We start from the raw sequence: 20,763 nt of genomic DNA, 5'->3' as shown, positions 1-20,763 counted from the left end.
ATTTTAGGAGGATAAAAATTTGAAAAAATTCACAAAATTTTTAAGTGTTTTACTAATCGCAACTCTACTAGTTGCTTGCGGTAAACAAGAAGCACCTGCACCAAAGGAAGAATCTGGTGATGCTCAAACAGATAAAGGTGAAATTACAGTTTTAGTTCCTGAATGGGGAGCTCCAAGCGATGAAATGCTTGCAAAATTCAAAGAAGAAACTGGAATCACTGCAAATGTTGAAACTCAAGGATGGGACGAAATCAAACAAAAGGTTGGTATTGCAAGTGCTGGTAACACAGCTGCTGCCGACGTATTTGAAGTTGACTGGTCATGGGTTGGAGAATTTGTAGCAGCAGGATGGCTAGAAAAACTAGATCTATCTGATGAAGTTAAGAATGATATCGCATCTATTCCATACTTCACAGTAGAAGGAAATGTTTATTCACTACCATTTATAAACGACTACAGAATCGCTTATCTAAACACACAAATGGCAGGAGACAAAGTTCCAGCTACCTATGATGAACTAAACGAAATCCTACTTCAAGCTAAAAAAGATGGCAAGGTTGAATATCCAATACTATTCCCACTTAATGCTGAAGAAAAGACTTCAACATCATTTATGACTCTAGTATTCACTAGAAACGGAGTATTCTTAAATGACGACAACACAGCTAACGAAGCTGCAATAAGAGACGGATTTGAAACTCTAGATTACCAACTAAAGAATGGACTTATCGATCCAAATGAAGCTTCTAGACCAGGAGTTGAAACTTTCAAAGGTATCGTAAATGGAGAAGGAGCATTCTTAATCGGACCATCTGCATATGTAAACAAACTTGACGACCCAGAATTTTCAAAGGTTGTTGGACAAGTTAAAACAATCATGCTTCCTGGTAAAGATGGAGTATCTCCAAATACTTTAGCATTTACAGAAGCACTAGGAGTATCAGCTTTCTCTAAGAACAAAGAAAAAGCTATGAAATTCATCGAATTTATGTCAAGAGATGATGTTCAAGAAGAGTTCCACAAAGAAAAGAAAGTTGTACCTACAAGAGTTAAAGCACTTAGTGCACTTATAGAAGATGGAACCATCGCAAACCCAGGAACACTTCTAGATCAAGCTAAGACAATTGCTAACCCATTCCCTAATGGAGTTCCAAGTTACTACACAGAAATGAGTACATCAATGTTTAACATCGTTAACGAATTTGCACTTGGAAAACTTTCAGTAGACGAAGCAACAGAAAAATTAGTAACATCTATAAACTCATTTGTAAAATAAAATACAATCAAAAAAGTTGTGTCATTAAGGCACAACTTTTCTTTTTAAGTATTAATATAGGGTGTTTGATTTAACGTGTTGTATTTCTCCTATCTTAGCTGATAGTTCATCAATCTTATCCTTTGGTGCGTCTAAGATGATTGAGATGATTGAAATTTTTTTTTCGCTATAAGGAAGTCCCATTCTTCCTATTATGAATTCTCTGTATTCGTGAAGAATTTTGTTTATCTTTTCTACAGAGTCTCTGTTTTCGACGATGATCGCCATTATTGCTACGTTTTTCATAAATCCTCCTTTACCTTTAATGATATATTATCATAAAAAAGTATTAAATAGTTCAATTAAAACAAAAACCCTGAATGTTCAGGGCTTTTTCTATCCTAGGGTTATATCCATTATCATCATGATTATAAATCCTATTATTACTCCATAGGTCGCTTCTCTTTCGTAGCCGTTGGAGTGGGTCTCTGGAATTATTTCGTCACTTATTACAAATAGCATCGCTCCTCCTGCAAGGGCTAGTACTATTCCAAGGATTGGATTAAATATTGATACTAGTCCGTAGCCTAGGGCTGCTCCTATAGGTTCTACTAGTCCTGTTATAAGGGCTATTATAAAACTATATTTCTTGCTATATCCTTCCCTTACTAGTGCAAGGGCAACAGCCATTCCTTCTGGCATATTTTGTAATCCTATTCCAACTGCGATGGCGATACCATTATTTATATTTTCCGTTCCAAATCCTACTCCTGTGGCAAGTCCTTCTGGAAAATTATGAATGGTTATGGCAATTATAAATAGCCAAATCTTTTTAAGTGAATCTGTATTTCTACCTTCGACCCTTTTGTCTATTAAATGTTCGTGGGGAGCATACTTATCTATCATGTCAAGCATAACCGCCCCAAGAAATATTCCTAGAGAAGTTATTAAGACCGCCTTTAAGTCTGATCCTCCAAATTCTATACTAGGTATTATTAGGGAAAAGCATGTGGCTGCAAGCATAACTCCTGCTGCTACTCCAAGAAGCATGTCCATGGTGCCCCTCTTTATTTCTTTTGCAAAGAAGATTGGAATTGCTCCTACTCCAGTTGCCAGTCCCGGTAATGTAAGTCCTAGTAATAATATAAGTGTTTTGCTCATCTTTTTTCTTTTCCTTTTATCCTGAAATTTTGCTTATAGAGATGGTTTCTATTACATTGCTTGAGATTTTAACTATCTCGTAGATATATTCTCCATCGTCTACCATGGTTCCCATTTCTAATTCGTATCCACTTTCTTTTACCAAGTTGGATACCAGACCTCCCAAGGTTTTGTATCCTTTGGTATCTATTTGATAATTTTCAAGTTTATTTATCTCTTCTATCTCAGTGGATGCGGAGAAATTATTTTCGCTTCCTGTAAATATTGAGTCCATAACTGATGAGGTCATAAGGAATTTTCTAACTGCAAATAGAATGGTTATGGAGATTACTCCTATTAGTATGTCCATCATGTTGTCGGATTTTATAAGCATCTTTCTAGCTACAACAAGCATGATTAGGTGGATTATCGTTGAGTCTGAATGGGCTGTCATCAGTAGTACAAATTCCACCGCGATTACTAGTATTAGTACGTGATCTAGAAATTGTTTAAATTGATCGTATCCCACAAGACTATCTGATCTTAGTATTGCTCCGTAGTACGAAATTATATCTGGTACTGATATCAGTATTCCGATTATTAAAAATATTGATATGAGTATTTCAAATAGATATACTATTTTGTTTAAATATAGTAAGAATTTACGTCTATTCATAGAACTTCTCCCATCGTTTTGCCTTCTACATCTTTTTTAAGTCTCTCAAGTACCTTTTTTTCTATTCTCGATACGGTCATCTGAGATATATTTAGTTGCTCTGCTATTGCTACTTGAGTCTTTCTATTGAAGTATCTCTCTACCAATATGGTTTTTTCCACTTCGTTTAGATTTTTAAAAAGACTTTCCATTAGATCGTTCATTTCTATTTTTTCAAAGTATTCCTCATCCTGTCCTATTATATCTGCAAGATTTACTTCCTTGTCATCGCTTTGACTTTCGTAGCTGATGTCCAAGGATTGTGGTTGATATACCCTCGATGCTTCTATGGCTTCTAGTACTTCTTCTTCTGTGGTGTTTAAATATTCTGCAATATCTGATACCGTTGGAGCCTTTTGAAGATTCTGTGCAAGATATACTCTAGCATTGTTTATTTTTTTTGATAATTCTTGGATCCTTCTCGGTACTCTTATGGTCCAACCTTTATCTCTAAAGTATTTTTTTATTTCACCTATGATTGTAGGTGTGGCGAATGAAGAGAATTCAAATCCTTTGGAAGGGTCGTATCTATCCACTGCATATATAAGTCCGATGGATGCTACTTGGTAGATATCGTCGTAGTCGATTCCCCTTCCGTAGTATTTTTTAGCGAGGATTTCTGCTATATAGAGATTGTCCTCTATTAGTTTTTCTCTAAGCTCTGGATCCCTCGTTTTGTTGTATTCTTCGAAGTCTCTCCTTTTTCTATCCCTCTCTTTTTTTCTTTCGTCTTTATTCATTACAAGTCTTTTTAATTAGAAGTTTATTATCTTCTAATGTAACTTCATCCACAAGACATCTAAGTACCATAAATGCCATATCGTTTTGATCATCTCTCTCTATATCGAAGTTATTAATTATAGCTGTCATGGTTTTATTTTCTAAAATAAATTCCAACTCGATATTTTCTTTTTTCCCGTCTAGAATCAAAATATTTAGTCCTTCTGTCACAGCCATCTTTAAATCTTCTATGGCATCAAAACATAGGTTTTCTACGGATAGTATTCCAGATACAAAAAGTCTTACTGATCCAAAATACTTGCTGCAAGCGGGAATTATCAGTTTAAATCTATTCATCTAATCACCTATCATAAACATGGTATCGAGCTTTGTAATGGTAAATAGTTTTTTGATATTTGGCTTTACATTTTCTATCTTTACCTTGTTGTTTTCGTATACGCTTTTGTAGATGAATATGAGAGCTCCAAGTCCTGTTGAGTCGATGTATTCTAGATTTTCAAAATCAAATACTATATCCATTGGGTTTTCTTTGTATAGGGAAAGTACTTCGTTTTTGAAGTTTTCAGATTGGTAAATATCTAGCTCTCCTGCTGGAAATATCTTTAAATTATCTTCTACCTTTGAGTGTATTTCAAATGCCATTATATTTCTTCTCCTATATATTTTGCTACTGAAACTACTTCTGAATCCTTGATATTCATAAGTTTTACTCCAGTGGTATGTCTTCCCATGACGCTGATTCCTTCGCAACCGATTCTTATGATTATTCCAGATACGGTTATGATCATGATTTCATCTGACTTATCTATAACTTTTGCAGATACGAGTTTACCAGATTTTTCTGTAGCCTTATAAGTTAAAAGTCCCACACCTGCACGATTTTGTTTTCTATATTCTGTCATCTTCGTCATCTTTCCGAATCCATTTTCAGATATTACTAGAAGATACTTGTCATCCTGTGGTATTTCAAATGCTACTACTTCATCATCGTCTTTTAAGTCTATACTCTTAACTCCCATTGCGGTTCTACCCATGTTTCTCACATCACTTTCTGAGAATCTGATGGCCATACCGTTCTTGGTTACGATCATTATTTCATCTCTTCCTGAAGTAAGTCTAACTCCTATTAGGTTGTCGCCTTCATTTAGAGTTATGGCAATTAAACCATTTTTTCTAATCTTTTCGAATTCGCTGTAAGAAGTCTTCTTTATAAGTCCATTCTTTGTAGCCATGACTAGGTTTGCATTTTCATCCACATTTCTAACTGGGATAACTGCTGTTACAAATTCATCCCCTTCAAGATTTAGAAGATTTATTATTGCGGTTCCCTTTGCTTGTCTACTTGATTCTGGTATTTCATAAGCCTTTAGTGAATAAACTCTTCCGAAGTTTGTAAAGAATAGAATTGTATCGTGGGTTGATGTTATATAGATATCTTTTACGAAGTCTTCTTCTCTAGTTGTAAGTGCTGATATACCTGTGCCGCCACGCCTTTGTGGTTTGTAGGTTCCTTCAGGCATCCTCTTAATATAACCAAATTCTGTTAGAGTTATGACTACATCTTCTTCTTCGATTAAATCTTCTGAGTCTATATCTCCCTCATCTGGTGCAAGCACTGTTCTTCTTAGATCAGAATACTTTTCTTTTATTTCTTCAAGTTCTTCTATAATTGTGTTGTCTAGTAGTTTTTTATTTTCAAGGATAGATTTTAATTTTGCTATGAGTTTTATAAGATCTTGGTATTCTTGTTCTAGTTTTTCTCTTTCTAGTCCTGTAAGTCTTCTAATTCTCATATCTAGAATCGCTTGACCTTGTATGTCTGTAAGCCCAAATTCTTTTGTAAATTTGTTCTTTGCTTCTTGGTCGTCTGATGATTCTCTAACTATCTTTATAATTCTGTCGATATTATCAAGAGCAATTTTTAGTCCTTCTATGATGTGAGCTCTCGCTTCTGCCTTTTCTAGGTCGAACTGAGTTCTTCTTCTAACTACATTTCTTTGGTGATCAACGTAGTATTTAATGATTTCTTTTAAGTTTAGAACTTTTGGTTCACCATTTACAAGGCATAGATTTATAATTCCAAATGTTATTTGCATTTGAGTATTTTTATAGAGATTATTTAAAACTACATTTGGATTTGCATCTCTCTTTAGATCTATATCTATCTTTATCCCTGTTTTGTGGGAAGATAGGTCTCTTATATTTGAAATTCCTTCTATACTCTTATTTTTAACTAAGTCTGCTATTTTTACTATTAGATTGGTCTTGTTAACTTGGTATGGAATTTCTGTAATTACTATTTTGTACCTACCCTTATGTTCTTCTATTTCAGCCCTTGCCCTTACTTGGATTTTTCCTCTTCCTGTCTTGTAGGCATCAATAATTCCTTGTTTACCTAGAATTATTGCTCCTGTTGGAAAGTCTGGACCCTTTATAGATTTCATAAGTTCTTCTATTTCTATGTCTTCGTTATTTATATAGTCGATTACCGCTGATATACTTTCTCCTAAATTGTGTGGAGCCATGTTGGTTGCCATACCTACTGCGATACCAGCTGAACCATTTACAAGTATATTTGGAAATCTTGATGGTAGTACTGATGGTTCTACTTCTCTTTCATCGTAGTTTGGTACGAAATCCACGGTGTCTTTATTTATATCTCTAAGCATCTCTTGAGCGATTTTGCTCATTCTCATTTCTGTATAACGAGGAGCTGCTGGACTATCTCCGTCCACGTTTCCGAAGTTACCTTGACCATCTACTAATGTGTACCTGATGTTGAAATCCTGTGCAAGTCTAGCTGCAGCATCATAGATACTTAAATCGCCATGAGGGTGAAATTTCCCCATTACTTCCCCTACTAGGGTAGCTGATTTTCTATATGATTTATCCGGAGTTATTCCAAGGGTTTGCATCCCATATACTATTCTTCTGTGTACGGGTTTTAAACCATCTCTTACATCTGGTAGTGCACGAGAAACTATTACAGACATTGAATAGTCAAGATAGGAACTACGCATCTTCTTGGATATATCTACGTCTATTATTCCATTTTCATTTACATTTTCTATCATAGTTACCTCACGCGTCTATATTTTCTGCATATTTTGCATTTTCTTCAATAAATTCTCTTCTAGGTTCTACATCCACTCCCATTAGGGTTGAGAATACATCGTCCGCATCTAGTACGTCTTCTATATTTACTCTTAATAGAATTCTGCTGTCCGGGTTCATGGTAGTTTCCCAAAGTTGTTCTGCGTTCATTTCCCCAAGACCTTTGTACCTAGCTATTTTATAGTTTTTATCTCTTCCAAGTTCATTTAAAGCACTTTCTAGTTCTTCATCGTCATAGCAGTATCTTATAACTTTTTCTCCTCTCTTAACTCCATAAAGAGGTGGCTTAGCTACATATATATGACCATGTTCAATAAGTGGTTTCATATGTCTAAAGAAGAATGTCAAAAGAAGTGTCATTATGTGGGCACCGTCTACGTCGGCATCCGTCATAATTATAATCTTTCCATATCTTAGATTATTTATATCAAATTCTTTGTCGATTCCAGTTCCAAAGGCTGTGATCATCGCTTTTATTTCGTCTGAGTTTAGAATTTTATCAAGTCTTGCCTTTTCAACGTTCATAATCTTACCTCTAAGTGGAAGTACTGCTTGAATGTTGGAATCTCTTCCGTCCTTTGCTGTACCACCCGCACTGTCCCCTTCGACTAAGAATATTTCGTTTACAGAAATATCTGATTCGTGACAGTCCTTTAATTTTCCTGGTAAGGTCATAGAATCTAGGATGGATCTCTTACGAGTTAAATCCCTTGCCTTTCTAGCTGCTTCTCTTGCACGTCTAGCTTGGAGAGCTTTATCAAGTATAATCTTAGCTACTTTTGGATTTTCTTCTAAGTACGCTGTAAGTCCGTTAGAAACTACTCCATCCACTATTCCTCTCGTTTCAGAGTTACCGAGTTTGGACTTGGTTTGTCCTTCGAACTGTGGATTTGGAATCTTAACTGAAATTATTGCAGTCATTCCTTCTCTTACGTCGTCTCCAGATAGATTTTCTTCCTTTTCCTTTATAATATTATATTTTCTACCGTAGTCATTTATAGTTCTAGTAACAGATGCTCTAAAACCACTTAGGTGAGTACCACCTTCTTCAGTATTTATATTGTTTGCAAAGGTTAGTACATTTTCTGAATATGAATCTGTATATTGGATAGCTACTTCTACTTGAGTGTTTTCAGATAATTCTTCAAAGTAGATTACATCCTTGTGAATCTTGGTCTTTTTTCTATTTATATATTCTACAAAGGATTTGATTCCACCTTCGTAGTGGAAGATTTCTTGTCTGTCCACTCTTTCGTCTGTGAAGATTATTTTGACATTCTTATTTAAAAATGCCATTTCTCTAAATCTCTTTTCCAAAACTTCAAATTCAAACTCTACAGTTTCGAATATTTCTGGATCTGGATGGAATATTATAGTAGTTCCAGTTACATCTTCTTTTAATTCTTCTACAACTTCAAGTTCAGTTTGAGGAACACCTCTAGAAAATTCTTGTCTATATAATTTTTTATTTCTCTTTACTTCTGCTACAAGTTTGGTAGATAGTGCGTTTACAACTGAAACCCCTACACCGTGAAGTCCTCCGGAAACTTTGTATGCTCCTTCTTTAAACTTACCTCCAGCGTGGAGTATTGTAAGTACAGTTTCAACGGTACTCTTACCAGTTTGAGGATGTTTTTCTACTGGAATTCCTGATCCATTATCGCTAACGGACACGGAACCATCTTTTAAAATTGTAACTTCTATGGTGTCGCACATTCCTTGTAGTGCTTCGTCGATAGAGTTATCTACCACTTCATAGATTAAGTGGTGGAGTCCTTTTGGACCTGTTGAACCGATGTACATCCCTGGTCTTAATCTTACTGGTTCAAGACCTGTTAAGACTTGGATATCACCAGCTCCATAATGCCTGTTGTTCGTCATTTTATCTCCTTATATTTTCCATTTTCAATCATAAATACTTTTGAATTATCATCTATATATGAATCGATGATCTCCGAATTTGTACTTGTGATAAATGTCTGTATTCCTTCAATAGATGTGAGAAGGGCATCCCTTCTTGTGCTGTCAAGTTCTGAAAGCACATCATCTAAAAGTAGTACAGGAGTTATATTTAATACGTTTAAAATATATTTTAGCTCCGCTAGTTTTAGAACCAATATGGAAGACCTTATCTCTCCCTGGGATCCAAAACTCTTGACGGATTTGTCGTTTATTTTAAAATCTATATCGTCCCTATGAGGTCCTATGCTTGTGTATAATTTTCTCTTATCTATATGTCTTCTTGATCTAAGTGCATTTAAAAATTCTTCTACCAATTCTTCTCTAGTCTTCTTTAGATTTATGGTAGACAGATAGGTTATTTTAAAATCGCATCCAGAAAGGGTTTTGTAGTACTCTTTTGCATAACTTTCTAAAATTTTAATAATATTTAACCTCTTTATTAGTATTTCAGAGGCAAATTTAGACAGTTGCCTATCGTAAATATCAAGTAAAGTGTCGTTATTATTTACTTTTAAAGCTTTGTTTTTTTCGTAGAGTACCTTTTTGTAGGAATTTAAATTGTACCTGTATATAGAATCCAAATTTGAAATTATATCATCTAAGTACCTTCTCCTATCAGATGGAGAATTTTTAATTATATATAGATCATCAGGTTTAAAGATTACAGCAGCGGAACTCTTTGTAAAATCTTTTAGGGTTGTGATTTTGCCATTTATGGAATGTTTAATTCCCGAAGAATCTATGTAGATAGATCTCTTTTCCAATCGTCCCTTCTTCTCAATTTCAGAAATTATATTGGAGCTTATATTTCCAAGTTCAATCATCTCCGCATTTTTTGAAGTTCTAAAAGAAGATCCACTTATAGAGACTGCTATAGATTCTATTAAATTGGTCTTGCCCTGAGCATTCTTACCTACAAATAGGTTTAGAGTCTCGCTTGGGATTAGTTTTAAATCTTCGTAATTTCTAAAATTTATAAGTTGAAGAGATTTTAGCTTCATTCTATTACAAACACTTCTCCTAATGCTTCTACTGTGCTTCCTTTATAAATCTTTTTTCCTCTTCTCGTCTCAACTTCACCATCGACTTTAACCTCACCGTCTTGAATTATATTTTTTGCCATTCCTCCAGTAATTCCAAGGGTGATTTTAAGTAGAGAATCCAGTTTTATAAATTCTTCTTCTAATGTTATATTTGTCAATTTGCAAGCCTTACAGGAAGTACTAGGTAGGTATAGGATTTTTCGTTTATTATTAGTGGATTTATTGAATCTGTGAAGTTTAGTACGATTTCATCTTCATCCATAATCTTTATACCATCTAGTAGGTATTTTGAGTTAAATGCTATATCTAGTCCAGGACCGTTTATTTCACATTCCAATACTTCTTCTACATTTCCGATTTCTGTATTAGATGAGATTTTAACCCTGTTATCAGCAATATTTAACTTAATTAAGTTGGATCTTTCTTCCTTAGCTAGAAGAGATGCTCTTTCAATACTAGTTTGGAACATTTCTCTATTTATCTTTACTTCTGTGGTGTGACTTTTTCTAATTAAATCTTTGTAATTGAAATATTCTCCACTATATAGTGTTGAGTAGATTTTTGTATTATTTGTTTCAAAAAGTATCTTTCTTTCACCGATAGTTATCTTAACATCTCCAGAACCTAGAATTTTTTGAAGTTCATTTAAGTGGTTTGCAGGGATTATAGATTCAGAAGGTTCAGTAGAAATTGCTATTCTTTCCCTTGCCATTCTAAATCCATCTAGTGCTACAAAGGATATATCTTCCTTGCAATCCATAAATACTCCTGTGAAGATCTTTCTAGTTTCTTCTATTGAAACTGCAAAAGTAGTCTTTCTAATAGCCTCTTTTAAATCTTCTTCCTTCATAGTAAATGAACCTTTATCTTCAAAGTTTAGATTTCTAGGGAATTCTTTGGAACTTTGACAGTTGATGTTAAAATCTGAATTTTTACAAACTATATTTAAGTTTAAATCTTTAAGTGTAATATCTACGAATGAATCTTCTAGTTTTCTAATGATATCTCCAAATAGTCTAGAGTTTACTACCACTTCACCTTCTTCTTCAACTATACAAGCCATGGTACTTATGATAGTTAAATCTGTGTCAGTTCCTATAAGTGTAAGGGTATTGTCCTTTGCAATTAGAAGAAGCCCTTCTAGTATTTGCATAGTAGTTCTCGATGAAACTGCTCTCTGTGCAATTTGGATATGTTTAGATAATTCTTGTTTCGAAGCTCTAAATTTCATATTTCCTCCAATATAATATATAAATTATTAGTATTAGTAGTAGTAGCTGTTAGTATGTGGAAAACTATACCTAGCCACTCTATTCATTAACAAATTCAATTTAATAAGTTGTGGAAAGAATTTTAATAAGATGTAAATCTATCCACAAAACTATTTTTTGATCTCTTTTATAAGACCTTGAACCTCTATACTAAATTCCGCATCTTTTTTAATTCTAGTGTCAATTTTATTTATGGCATACATAACTGTAGTATGATCTCTACCGCCAAATTCCTGTCCAATCATCGGTAGTGAAAGATCAGTAAGAGTCCTCGTTAGATACATTGCAATCTGTCTTGGAAATGCTATATTTGCAGTTCTCTTAGAAGAGAGTATATCGTCGATAGTAATGTTGTAATTTTTAGAGATTACTTCTTTTATTCTCTTCGCATCTACAACTCTTACAGTTTTTACCTTGTAAATATCTTTTATCGCCTGTTTAGCAATATCTTCTGTGATTACACCTTTTGTAAGTTTTGAGAATGCCTTGACCCTAGTAAGAGCGCCTTCAAGTTCACGAATATTACTTCTAACATTTTCTGCGATGTAGTTAATTACATTTTCAGGTACATCGAATCCTTCACTATCTGATTTTGCTCTTAAAATTGCAATCCTAGTTTCTAAATCCGGTGGTCCAATATCTACCACAAGTCCCCATGCAAATCTAGATACCAGCCTTTCTTTCAAGGATTTTATATCTTTAGGCGGTTTATCTGAAGTTAGAACTATCTGTTTATTTGCACCGTGAAGTGCATTAAATGTATGGAAAAATTCTTCTTGAGTAGATTCTTTATCCGCAATAAATTGGATGTCGTCGATTAAAAGTAGGTCTACTGAGCGATATTTTCTTCTGAATTCTTCGTTTCTACCATTTTTTATAGAGTCTATAAGTTCATTCATAAACTGTTCAGAAGTTACATACAAAACTTTTTTTGAAATGTCTTGTTGTAGTACAAAATGACCTATAGCCTGCATAAGGTGAGTCTTACCAAGACCTACACCACCATAGATAAAAAGCGGATTGGAATGAGCAGCCTCAGGATTTTCGTAGGATTCTGCAGCAGCAAGTGAAGCTGCATGGGCAAATTCATTGCTCTTTCCAACTATGAAATTCTCAAAAATATACTTAGGGTTGAGTCTGGATTTTTCAAAAGCATCTTCAATAGGAAGAGAACTACTAGGATCTTCGTCGTCTCCTGCAAGAATCTCTATTTCATAAGCTATGCCGGATGCTTCATACATACATTTAGAAAGTAGTTTCATATTCAAATCAGAATTAGACAGATAGTTTTTTATAAACTCATTAGGTACAGTAATAATAAATTTGTTATTATTCTTGTCTATTTCTTTGGGTACCATTCTTTGAAACCAAGTAGAAAATGAAATTTCACTTCTAGAATTTTGTCTCAAAAGCTTCATAAAATTTTCCCAAATTTTTGAAATATCTTGTTCCATACTTCCTCCATTTAAAAATTTTACCTGTTGATAAAAAAACTGTTAAAAACCTATCCACAGATGTGTACTAAATTGTGTATAATTTAAAATATCAACAGCTGTTTATAAGTAAACTGTGGAAAAATAATATGAATATTCCTTATAAAATCTAAAAAAATAAAAATATTAAGCTTAAAAAAGGAGTTTATTAACATTTTATACACAATTTGTTAATAACTCCGCAATATCAACAAGTAATTTTTCTATCCACAACTTTTTCTTATAACTATGTATATTTTATCAAATAAATGGTAAGTTATCAACAATGTAAAACTTTAAGATGTGGAAAAAATATTTAAAAAAATTTAAAAAAACATAAAAAATATATAAAAAAATATAAAAAAATTCCCCGGATAAATCCAGGGAATATAAAAATTATCTCAATATTCTTTTTTTATTTGTACCACTATTCTTCTATTAGGTTCTTGACCTTCTGAATGAGTAAATACTCCTTCGAAATCCTTTAGGGCTTCGTGGATTATCTTTCTTTCGTGTGCATTCATAGGTTCAAGTTTAGCTGGTCTTCCGGTTCTTAAAGCACGGTTGGCAGTCTTTTCTGCAAGGCTTATAAGAGTGTTCTTTCTCTTTTCTCTGTATCCAGAGGAGTCAACTATAACTCTTACGAAACTGTCGGAATGTTTATTTATAATAAGACTTAGAATATATTGGATTGAATCAAGGGTTGTACCTCTTTTTCCAATTACTATTCCAAGATCTTTTTCATTACCTAGAATATTTACATTAAGTACATTTTTATCCATAGTAATGTCTGTGTCGTACTTAATTTCAAGTGGTTTTAATATTTTATCGATAAATTCATTAGAAATTTCGGTAAACTTTTCTATATCAAAGTTAGCTTCAGCTTCTTCGATATTTTCTGAATCTTCTGTTTCTACTTTTTCATCTAAAGCTTTAGAAGTATCACAAGATTTAACTTCATGAACTTCTACTTTAACTTCTTCTGTAACTTCAGGTTTATCGTTACTTAATTCTTCAGATTTAGAAAATTTAGGTTCAGATTTTACCTTATTTCTAGTTTTGTTTTCAAATTTAGAACTTTTGCTCTTCTCGGATTCAAATTCTTCGCTAAAAATCTCTTTTAAAATATCTTCTGTATCTTCTTTTTTAGATACCTTAACTGCAGCGTCCTTTTGTCCAAATCCTAAGAAACCTTTGGAAGCTTCTTGTAGAACTTCTACAGTTACATCCTCTTTTTTTAGTTTTAGCTTTTTAAGAGCATCTTCTACTGCTTCATCTACACTACGTCCTGTAGTAATTACATAATTCATTATACACCCTCCACTTCACGCTTGATGATAACATTCTGAATCAGTTGTTGTAAAACTTGGAATAAGTTAGAAACTGTCCAATAAAGGACCAATGCTGATGCAAAGTTCCTACCCATCATAAAGATCATAACAGGCATAACTAAAGTCATAGTATTCATCATTGATTGAGATTGTGCTGTTTGACTTGCTTTATTAGCTGTTGAGTTTTGTGTTATCCATGAAGATAAAAATGTAGTAACAGCTGCAACTATTGGCAGAATAAGGGTTGTATCTTTAAGATCTATATCTTTAATATAGAAAAAATTCTTTGCAATGCTATCGTATAGTCCAGGTTCTTTAAACACATAGGTCGCTGGATCATAGAATACTCTATAAAATCCAATAAGAACCATCATTTGAACGATCATAGGAAGACATCCACTAAGCATATTGTAGTTTGCATCTTTGTAGAGTTGTCTTTGTTTAGCAGCCAAAGTTTGAGGATCACTTTTGTATTTTGTTTGGATCTTTTCAAGTTCTGGTTGTAACTCTGCCATCTTCTTTTGGTTTCTCATTTGAGAAATACCAATAGGTAGCATCAAAACTCTAATGATAAAAGTGGATATGATAATCGTAATAGCAAAGAAAGAAATGCTTTTAGGTTCTGGAAATCCTTTAGAAAGAACATCGTAGATAAATCTAAAAAAGATACCTAAAATTGTACTAATTGTGTTCATTTATTCTCCTTATGGAAGGGGATCATAACCACCTTTACAAAATGGATTACATCTAAGTATACGATAAGTACTAAGATATAAGGCTTTAAAAAAACCATACTTCGTAAAAGCAAGTCTTGCATATTCGGAACATGTGGGTTCAAATCTACAGTGCCTTCCTGGCAGTAGATACTTCGATATAACCTTTTGATAAAACTTAATCATCAAAAGAACTATTTTATTCAAATAAGACCCTTCTTTCTAAGAACATGTTCAAAAGATCTCTTAAGCTCACTATAATCTATGTAGGACTTATCCTTTTTTAAAATTAGGATAACATCATATCCCGGTTTTAGATCATAATCTCTTAAAATCATTCTAAGTCTTCTCTTAAATTTGTTTCTAGTGACCGCATTGCCAAACTTCTTGGTAATGACGAAACCGACCCTAGTAATAGGAAGGTTATTTTTATTTAAAAACATGGTGAAGACTCTATTTCCAGTTACATTCTTTTTTTTATAGACCTTTTGAAAATCCCTATCTTTTTTTAAAATTTCTTGCATTATGCTGAAAGTTTCTTTCTTCCCTTTCTTCTTCTAGCTCTTATTACAGCTCTACCTGATTTAGTTCTCATTCTAGCTCTGAAGCCGTGTTCTCTTTTTCTTTGTTTGTTTTTTGGTTGATAAGTTCTCTTCATTATTTTCCCTCCTTTCCCATCTTAAAATTATATACAATGAAATGATAATTTGTCAATGAAAAGCTTATGAAATAAGAAGATTTAGGGATATTTAGATAATTTAAATGGAAAAATATAAATATGTGAAATTTTTTTGAAATATAATAAAGTATATTGAACATTGTTCACGGAAAGAGTAATATATTATAAAACTGAACTATGTTCATTAGATTGGAGGTTATTATGGAAAAGAAAAAAATAAAGAAAAAACTATCATGGATGCTGCTCTTAAGTCCTTTAGAGAAAAAGGAATAGACAAGACTTCCATTAGAGATATTATGAGTGAATCTGGACTTGGTCTAGGAACTTTCTATCTGTACTTCAATGACAAGAATAGTCTCGAAGAAAAGATAGTACTAGATATTCTTACGGATTTAATCTACAAGGCAGAAGTCCAGTGTAAAGAAGAAAATGCATCTGACAGATATATTTCTTTTGTAAGCTATCTTATAGATGAGCTCTTAAAAGACCCTCTCGAACTAGAGCTCATTTCAAAAAATGCGAACTGGGCACTGTATGCCAAAGTAGAAAATGATAGCAGATTTGAAGAAGCTGAAAACACTTTGAAGTTTATACTTAACAGATTCGATTCTCTATTCAATGTTAAACTTTCTGAATCTGAGCAGATTTTTATAATCTCTCTTACTTTTCATATAGTGCTTTCAACTTGTAAATCTTCTTTAAACGAAGACTCAGTCTTAACTATAGACGAGATGAAACCAATACTTTTTAAAATACTAGAAAAAATATTTAGATAGAGTGATTAAATGAAAAAATTTACAAAATTTATATCTCATCATCCGAAAATTGTATTTTTAGTGATGAGTTTTCTTCTTATTCCCTCTTTTATCAGTTATAAATTGACGGGAGTAAATTATGATATTTTGACCTACCTTCCTGACGATCTAAAGTCTACACAGGGTCAAAAAATTTTAGATAGCGAGTTTAAAAATGCAGCCACTGGTATGCTTATATTGGAAGGTACTGACCATGAGGCAGATGCTCTAAGAGAAGAGATTTTAAAGATCGATGGTGTTGAGGATGTCATATCTAAATCTTCTACTTTAGGAGATATGATTCCAAAAGATTTTCTGCCAGAAGATTTACAAAATGTTTTCTATGCCAATGGATCTACCCTTATGATAGTAAAATTTAGCGAGTCCGCATCTTCTTTTACGACCATGTCTGCAATTGATCAAATAAAAAATATAGAGTCCAATCAAAAATATTTAAGTGGGATTTCATCCCTAGTTAAAGATACTAAAGAAATTATAGATAACGAGACTCCTATATATGTTCTATTAGCTGTTGCGCTAGGAATTATTATATTGGCTCTTACAAATGAATCCACTGTGATACCATTTGTATTTATAATTACAATAGGATATGCAGTTTTATATAATTTTGGAACGAATATATTTTTAGGAGAGATTTCCTATATTACAAAGGCAATTGCGGCGGTACTTCAGCTGGCAGTAACCATGGACTATTCAATATTTCTATATCATAGGTATGTTGAAGAAAAAGCTTTAACCGACAACAAATATGATGCAATGGATGTGGCTATTCAAAAGACTATTTCATCACTATTTGCATCTTCTCTTACCACTTTTGCAGGATTTATCGTTCTTATATTAATGAGGTTAGGTCTTGGAAAAGATATAGGACTTGTCATGAGTAAGGGAGTATTAATAGGGCTTATAGTAACGGTAACTCTTCTTCCTGCCATGCTTTTGATAGTTGAAAATCTTGTAAATAGATATAACCACAAGGTACTCTTACCTTCTTTTGAGAAACTTGCAGATTTCAATATTAGACATAAAAAAGTTTTAGCACTTGTGTTTGTAATTTTATTTATACCTGCAGTCTATGGAGCTAGAAACACAAAGCTCTATTATAACTTGGATAGATCTCTTCCACAGGATTTGGATTCAATAGTTGCGCTAAATAAAATGAAAAAAGACTACGATATGGCAACTACACATTTTATAGTTGTAAAAGATGATCTTTCCAATTCAGATTTAAATGGACTTATAGATGAATTAAAAGATATAGATGGTATAAATTCAGTCCTAAGCACAAATTCTGTAACTGGAGTGATGCTTCCACAGGATATGCTTCCTGACAAGGTGAGAGATAATTTCTCAAAGGGCGGATATGAGATGATAATGGCAAATTCTAAGTATCAAACCGCTTCTGATGAGGTAAGAGAACAGATAAAAAGTATGAGAGATGTAATCAAAAAGTATGATAAGGAAGGTTATTTAACTGGAGAAGCTGTGCTTACAGATGATCTGACCGATATATCTGCAGAGGATTTCAAGGTTGTAAACATTGCATCTATTGCAATTGTTTTTTTAATTATAGCTTTGGTATTTAAATCCATAGGAATTCCAATAGTCTTGATACTTGCAATTGAACTTGCAATTCAAATAAATATGGGGATTCCTTTCTATTTAAATCAAACCATACCATTTATAACTTCTATAATAATCGGGGTTATCCAACTTGGATCCACTATAGACTATTCAATACTTCTTACCAATAGATTTTTACATGAATACGAATTAAGTGGAGAAGTGGATGATGCTCTTAGAATTGCAGTTAAAGAAACTTCCAAATCCATAGTTACATCAGCCCTTTCATTTATGGCTGCAACAGTTGGAGTTGGAATTTATTCAAAGATGGAGATAGTTTCAACTATTTGTACCTTCCTTGCAAGAGGTGCAATTATAAGTATGACGGTAATAATACTTCTTTTACCAGCTATTATATCGGTAACATTTCCATTTATTAAAAAGACGACAAAGGGATTAAATTAAAAGGAGAATAGAATGAAAAAGAATTTACAAAGAGTGGTTGCGGGAGCTGTGGTATTTTCAATGCTACTACCTAGTACAGCATTCGCAGCTAACAATATAAATAAATCTGAAACAGTATATGTAATTAAAAATAATGGTGAGATAAGGGATAAGACCGTATCTGTTTGGCTTAATTCAGAAGAAAATATAAGGACAAAGGACAGGACAAACCTTGAAGATATTAAGAATTTAAAGACTGATGAAAAAATAGATTCAAAGGGCGGATTTATTGAATGGGACGAAGATAAGAAGGATATTTACTACCAAGGAAAGAGTGAGAAAGATCTTCCGATTGATGTAAATATAAAATATTTTTTGGATGGAAAAGAGATGAAATCCAGTGAGCTCAAAGGAAAATCAGGCCATTTAAAGATAGAAATCTCAGCAGAAAATAAAGAGTTTGCAGTTAAAAAGATAGGTGGAAAAAACAAAAAAATCTATGCGCCATACACAGTTTTAAGTGCCATGAGTTTCGATTCAGAAATCGCATATAATATAGAAGCAAAAGATTCCAAAGTCGTAAAGGATGGCAAGAATGAAATAGTAACCACTGTCTTAACTCCTGGACTCAGAGAAAACTTTAAAAATATATTGGAAGAAAGACAGATGGAAGAATTTAGAAATAGTTCTACCATAGAAATGGATGTAAAGGACTATGAACCAATAGAAGCCTATGTGGTGATTTCAAACGAACTATTCCAAAATAAACTGGATATAGAATCCATAGACAAACTTCGTGACGGAGTAAGAGAATTAGAAGACAATTCCCAAAAGCTTGTAGATGCATCTGTAAAACTATCTAAAGCTCAAGGTGAGCTAAATAATGGAATAGCAAAGATGGGAGACGGAGCCAAGAAGCTAGAAGATGGTTCAAAAGAACTCTACGATAAATCTGGCGAACTCGAAAACAAGTTTAACGAAGTAATAGAAAAGATAAAGCCAGTACCAGAATATGCAGCTAAGATGGATGATGGAGGATCTAAACTGACTTCAGGAATTTCAAAATACACAGAAGCTGTGGGCATGATGAATGAAAATACAGGCAAGATGGTAGAAGGAGCAGGCAAACTTGCACAAGGCTCAAGAGAATTAGATGAAGGATTGGGAAAACTAAAAATTGCAACCTCTCAGCTTAGAGAAGGCTCATCAAAACTTTCAAAAGTAAACGACTTAAAGGACAATCTTACCAAGAAATTAATGGAATTAAAAGCTGGAATAGGTGAGTTGAGCACTGGGGCAAGTAGTCTTCACCAAGGATTAAAACAAGCATCACAAGGAGCAAATGAACTCGCTCAAAACAATGCGACATTAAATGGAGCAATCCAAGAAATGAACTCAAAAGTTCAAGGTATAACTGGAGCAGATTTAGCAGGCATGCAAAACCTAGACGTATCTTCTGATTTACAAAATATAGGAGCAGGTGCAGGATCCATAGGAAGTAACTTGGCAGAAGTACAAAATGCGATAGCAATCCTAAGTCAAGTGGAAAATCCTACGGAACAAGTACAAGAAGCAATACAAATTCTTGCAGGAGCATCTCAAAATATAGGAGCAAACGCACAAGGCATCGCAGAATCTACAAAAAGTGTAGGATCTAAGCTAGAATCACTTCAAAACCTAAGCGGAAGCCTCGGAAATATTTCTTCACAAATAAAAGTATTAAAAACCAATATGAATAGTGTTGCAACAGCTTCAAATGGAATAAATGGAGGAATGGAAAAACTTTCTTCAAGTCTAAATGAATTGGAATCTGGAGCAGGCAGAATCTCCGGAGGACTTGGTCAAGTAAATGCATCCTTAGATCAAGGAATGGGAGAAGTTACAAATGGAATGGACCTATCTGAATTAAATAAACTTGGAGAATCTCTAGTAAAATTAGATGATGCAACAGGACAATTAAAAGAAGGATCCCAAAAGCTAAGAGCAGGCACAGAAGAAAGTGAAGCAGGAGTAGAAAAACTTGCTTCAGCAATAAATGAACTAGATGGCAATTCCGAAAAATTAAATTCGGGAGCAAGTGAACTCTCTAATGGTCTTCATGAATTCAAAGAAAAATCTAAGATGTTAAATGATTTTCCAAGACTAAAGACAGAAGGAATCTCACCAATGAGGGAAGGAATTTGGAAAATAAACGATGGCATACACACACTAAGTGATGGAACTATAAAACTTGAAAATGGAAGTGTAGAGATAGATACAGCTATGAAGACATTTAGCGAAAAACTACAAGAATTTAAACAAAAGGGAATAGACGAACTGGATAATAAGACTAGAGAGCTTCCAGAATTTAAAGAAATTGTAGATGAAATGAGCAGACTAGCTAAGGAAGAATCCTCATTTACAGGAACAACAGAAGGATTTGAAACCAAATTTAGAATAATAGAAAAGATAAAATAGAAAAATAATTCACCTTGACTCCGGAGCAAGACTTCGGGGTCTTTTTTTAAA

General features: G+C 33.4%; 21 protein-coding genes. 4 read left to right on the top strand and 17 right to left on the bottom strand.

Annotation, left to right across the window (positions count from 1 at the left end; all coding sequences use genetic code 11):
* The first annotated feature begins 19 nt into the window (after positions 1-19).
* On the top strand, positions 20-1,276 hold the full coding sequence (locus HMPREF1252_RS09080) for an extracellular solute-binding protein (RefSeq protein WP_023060307.1): 1,257 nt from the start codon (positions 20-22) through the stop codon (positions 1,274-1,276).
* Positions 1,277-1,327: 51 nt separating this feature from the next.
* On the opposite strand, the gene HMPREF1252_RS09075 is transcribed toward HMPREF1252_RS09080, so the two are convergent.
* The 17 genes from HMPREF1252_RS09075 to rpmH form a co-directional block, all read right to left on the bottom strand.
* On the bottom strand, positions 1,328-1,561 hold the full coding sequence (locus HMPREF1252_RS09075) for a TM1266 family iron-only hydrogenase system putative regulator (RefSeq protein ID WP_023060334.1): 234 nt from the start codon (positions 1,559-1,561) through the stop codon (positions 1,328-1,330).
* 90 nt (positions 1,562-1,651) lie between these two features.
* Positions 1,652-2,416, bottom strand: coding sequence for a ZIP family metal transporter (locus tag HMPREF1252_RS09070; RefSeq protein WP_008901169.1), 765 nt, complete (start codon positions 2,414-2,416; stop codon positions 1,652-1,654).
* A gap of 16 nt (positions 2,417-2,432) precedes the next feature.
* Complete coding sequence (locus tag HMPREF1252_RS09065) at positions 2,433-3,071, bottom strand: transporter associated domain-containing protein (protein WP_023060260.1); 639 nt, start codon at positions 3,069-3,071, stop codon at positions 2,433-2,435.
* Entirely contained in the window at positions 3,068-3,850 is a 783-nt protein-coding gene (locus HMPREF1252_RS09060) for a SigB/SigF/SigG family RNA polymerase sigma factor (protein WP_008901171.1), read from the bottom strand. Before HMPREF1252_RS09060 ends, HMPREF1252_RS09065 begins: the two co-directional genes overlap by 4 nt.
* On the bottom strand, positions 3,843-4,187 hold the full coding sequence (locus HMPREF1252_RS09055) for a hypothetical protein (protein ID WP_023060345.1): 345 nt from the start codon (positions 4,185-4,187) through the stop codon (positions 3,843-3,845). Before HMPREF1252_RS09055 ends, HMPREF1252_RS09060 begins: the two co-directional genes overlap by 8 nt.
* Positions 4,188-4,493 (bottom strand): STAS domain-containing protein, encoded by a 306-nt coding sequence (locus HMPREF1252_RS09050; protein WP_008901173.1) that lies wholly within the window; start codon positions 4,491-4,493, stop codon positions 4,188-4,190.
* Positions 4,493-6,925: a DNA gyrase subunit A gene (gene gyrA / locus HMPREF1252_RS09045; RefSeq protein ID WP_023060270.1), complete on the bottom strand. Its 2,433-nt coding sequence runs from the start codon at positions 6,923-6,925 to the stop codon at positions 4,493-4,495. The genes HMPREF1252_RS09050 and gyrA overlap by 1 nt, the downstream gene beginning before the upstream one ends.
* 7 nt (positions 6,926-6,932) lie before the next feature.
* Positions 6,933-8,846, bottom strand: coding sequence for a DNA topoisomerase (ATP-hydrolyzing) subunit B (gene gyrB, locus HMPREF1252_RS09040; protein ID WP_023060336.1), 1,914 nt, complete (start codon positions 8,844-8,846; stop codon positions 6,933-6,935).
* Entirely contained in the window at positions 8,843-9,928 is a 1,086-nt protein-coding gene (gene recF, locus HMPREF1252_RS09035; protein WP_023060251.1) for a DNA replication/repair protein RecF, read from the bottom strand. The genes gyrB and recF overlap by 4 nt, the downstream gene beginning before the upstream one ends.
* Complete coding sequence (locus HMPREF1252_RS09030) at positions 9,925-10,128, bottom strand: RNA-binding S4 domain-containing protein (RefSeq protein WP_023060253.1); 204 nt, start codon at positions 10,126-10,128, stop codon at positions 9,925-9,927. Before HMPREF1252_RS09030 ends, recF begins: the two co-directional genes overlap by 4 nt.
* Positions 10,125-11,201, bottom strand: a complete 1,077-nt coding sequence (gene dnaN / locus HMPREF1252_RS09025; RefSeq protein ID WP_008901178.1) for a DNA polymerase III subunit beta — start codon at positions 11,199-11,201, stop codon at positions 10,125-10,127. The genes HMPREF1252_RS09030 and dnaN overlap by 4 nt, the downstream gene beginning before the upstream one ends.
* A 150-nt stretch (positions 11,202-11,351) precedes the next feature.
* Positions 11,352-12,695, bottom strand: a complete 1,344-nt coding sequence (gene dnaA, locus HMPREF1252_RS09020; RefSeq protein WP_023060263.1) for a chromosomal replication initiator protein DnaA — start codon at positions 12,693-12,695, stop codon at positions 11,352-11,354.
* Positions 12,696-13,114: 419 nt separating this feature from the next.
* Positions 13,115-14,023: an RNA-binding cell elongation regulator Jag/EloR gene (gene jag, locus HMPREF1252_RS09015; RefSeq protein WP_023060337.1), complete on the bottom strand. Its 909-nt coding sequence runs from the start codon at positions 14,021-14,023 to the stop codon at positions 13,115-13,117.
* Positions 14,023-14,739: a YidC/Oxa1 family membrane protein insertase gene (locus tag HMPREF1252_RS09010; RefSeq protein WP_023060348.1), complete on the bottom strand. Its 717-nt coding sequence runs from the start codon at positions 14,737-14,739 to the stop codon at positions 14,023-14,025. Before HMPREF1252_RS09010 ends, jag begins: the two co-directional genes overlap by 1 nt.
* 9 nt (positions 14,740-14,748) lie before the next feature.
* Entirely contained in the window at positions 14,749-14,964 is a 216-nt protein-coding gene (yidD, locus tag HMPREF1252_RS09005) for a membrane protein insertion efficiency factor YidD (RefSeq protein ID WP_081695970.1), read from the bottom strand.
* Complete coding sequence (gene rnpA, locus HMPREF1252_RS09000; protein WP_023060324.1) at positions 14,961-15,281, bottom strand: ribonuclease P protein component; 321 nt, start codon at positions 15,279-15,281, stop codon at positions 14,961-14,963. Before rnpA ends, yidD begins: the two co-directional genes overlap by 4 nt.
* A complete protein-coding gene (gene rpmH, locus HMPREF1252_RS08995; RefSeq protein WP_008901184.1) occupies positions 15,281-15,415 on the bottom strand; it encodes a 50S ribosomal protein L34 in 135 nt (44 codons plus the stop codon). Before rpmH ends, rnpA begins: the two co-directional genes overlap by 1 nt.
* Before the next feature lie 254 nt (positions 15,416-15,669).
* Here rpmH and HMPREF1252_RS08990 point away from each other — a divergent pair, with 254 nt between their 5' ends.
* The 3 genes from HMPREF1252_RS08990 to HMPREF1252_RS08980 are packed head-to-tail and all read left to right on the top strand — an operon-like array spanning position 15,670 to position 20,712.
* The gene (locus HMPREF1252_RS08990; RefSeq protein WP_023060282.1) at positions 15,670-16,212 is read left to right on the top strand and encodes a TetR/AcrR family transcriptional regulator; all 543 of its coding nucleotides are present in this window, start codon (positions 15,670-15,672) and stop codon (positions 16,210-16,212) included.
* A gap of 9 nt (positions 16,213-16,221) precedes the next feature.
* The gene (locus tag HMPREF1252_RS08985) at positions 16,222-18,276 is read left to right on the top strand and encodes an RND family transporter (protein WP_023060284.1); all 2,055 of its coding nucleotides are present in this window, start codon (positions 16,222-16,224) and stop codon (positions 18,274-18,276) included.
* A 12-nt stretch (positions 18,277-18,288) separates the two neighbouring features.
* Positions 18,289-20,712, top strand: coding sequence for a hypothetical protein (locus tag HMPREF1252_RS08980; RefSeq protein ID WP_023060291.1), 2,424 nt, complete (start codon positions 18,289-18,291; stop codon positions 20,710-20,712).
* Positions 20,713-20,763: the final 51 nt, after the last annotated feature.

The sequence above is a fragment of the Peptoniphilus sp. BV3AC2 genome (assembly GCF_000478945.1).
Taxonomy (GTDB): Bacteria; Bacillota; Clostridia; order Tissierellales; family Peptoniphilaceae; genus Peptoniphilus_B; species Peptoniphilus_B duerdenii.
Note: the sequence above shows the minus strand (reverse complement) of the source record. Positions and strands in the feature narration are given on the sequence as shown.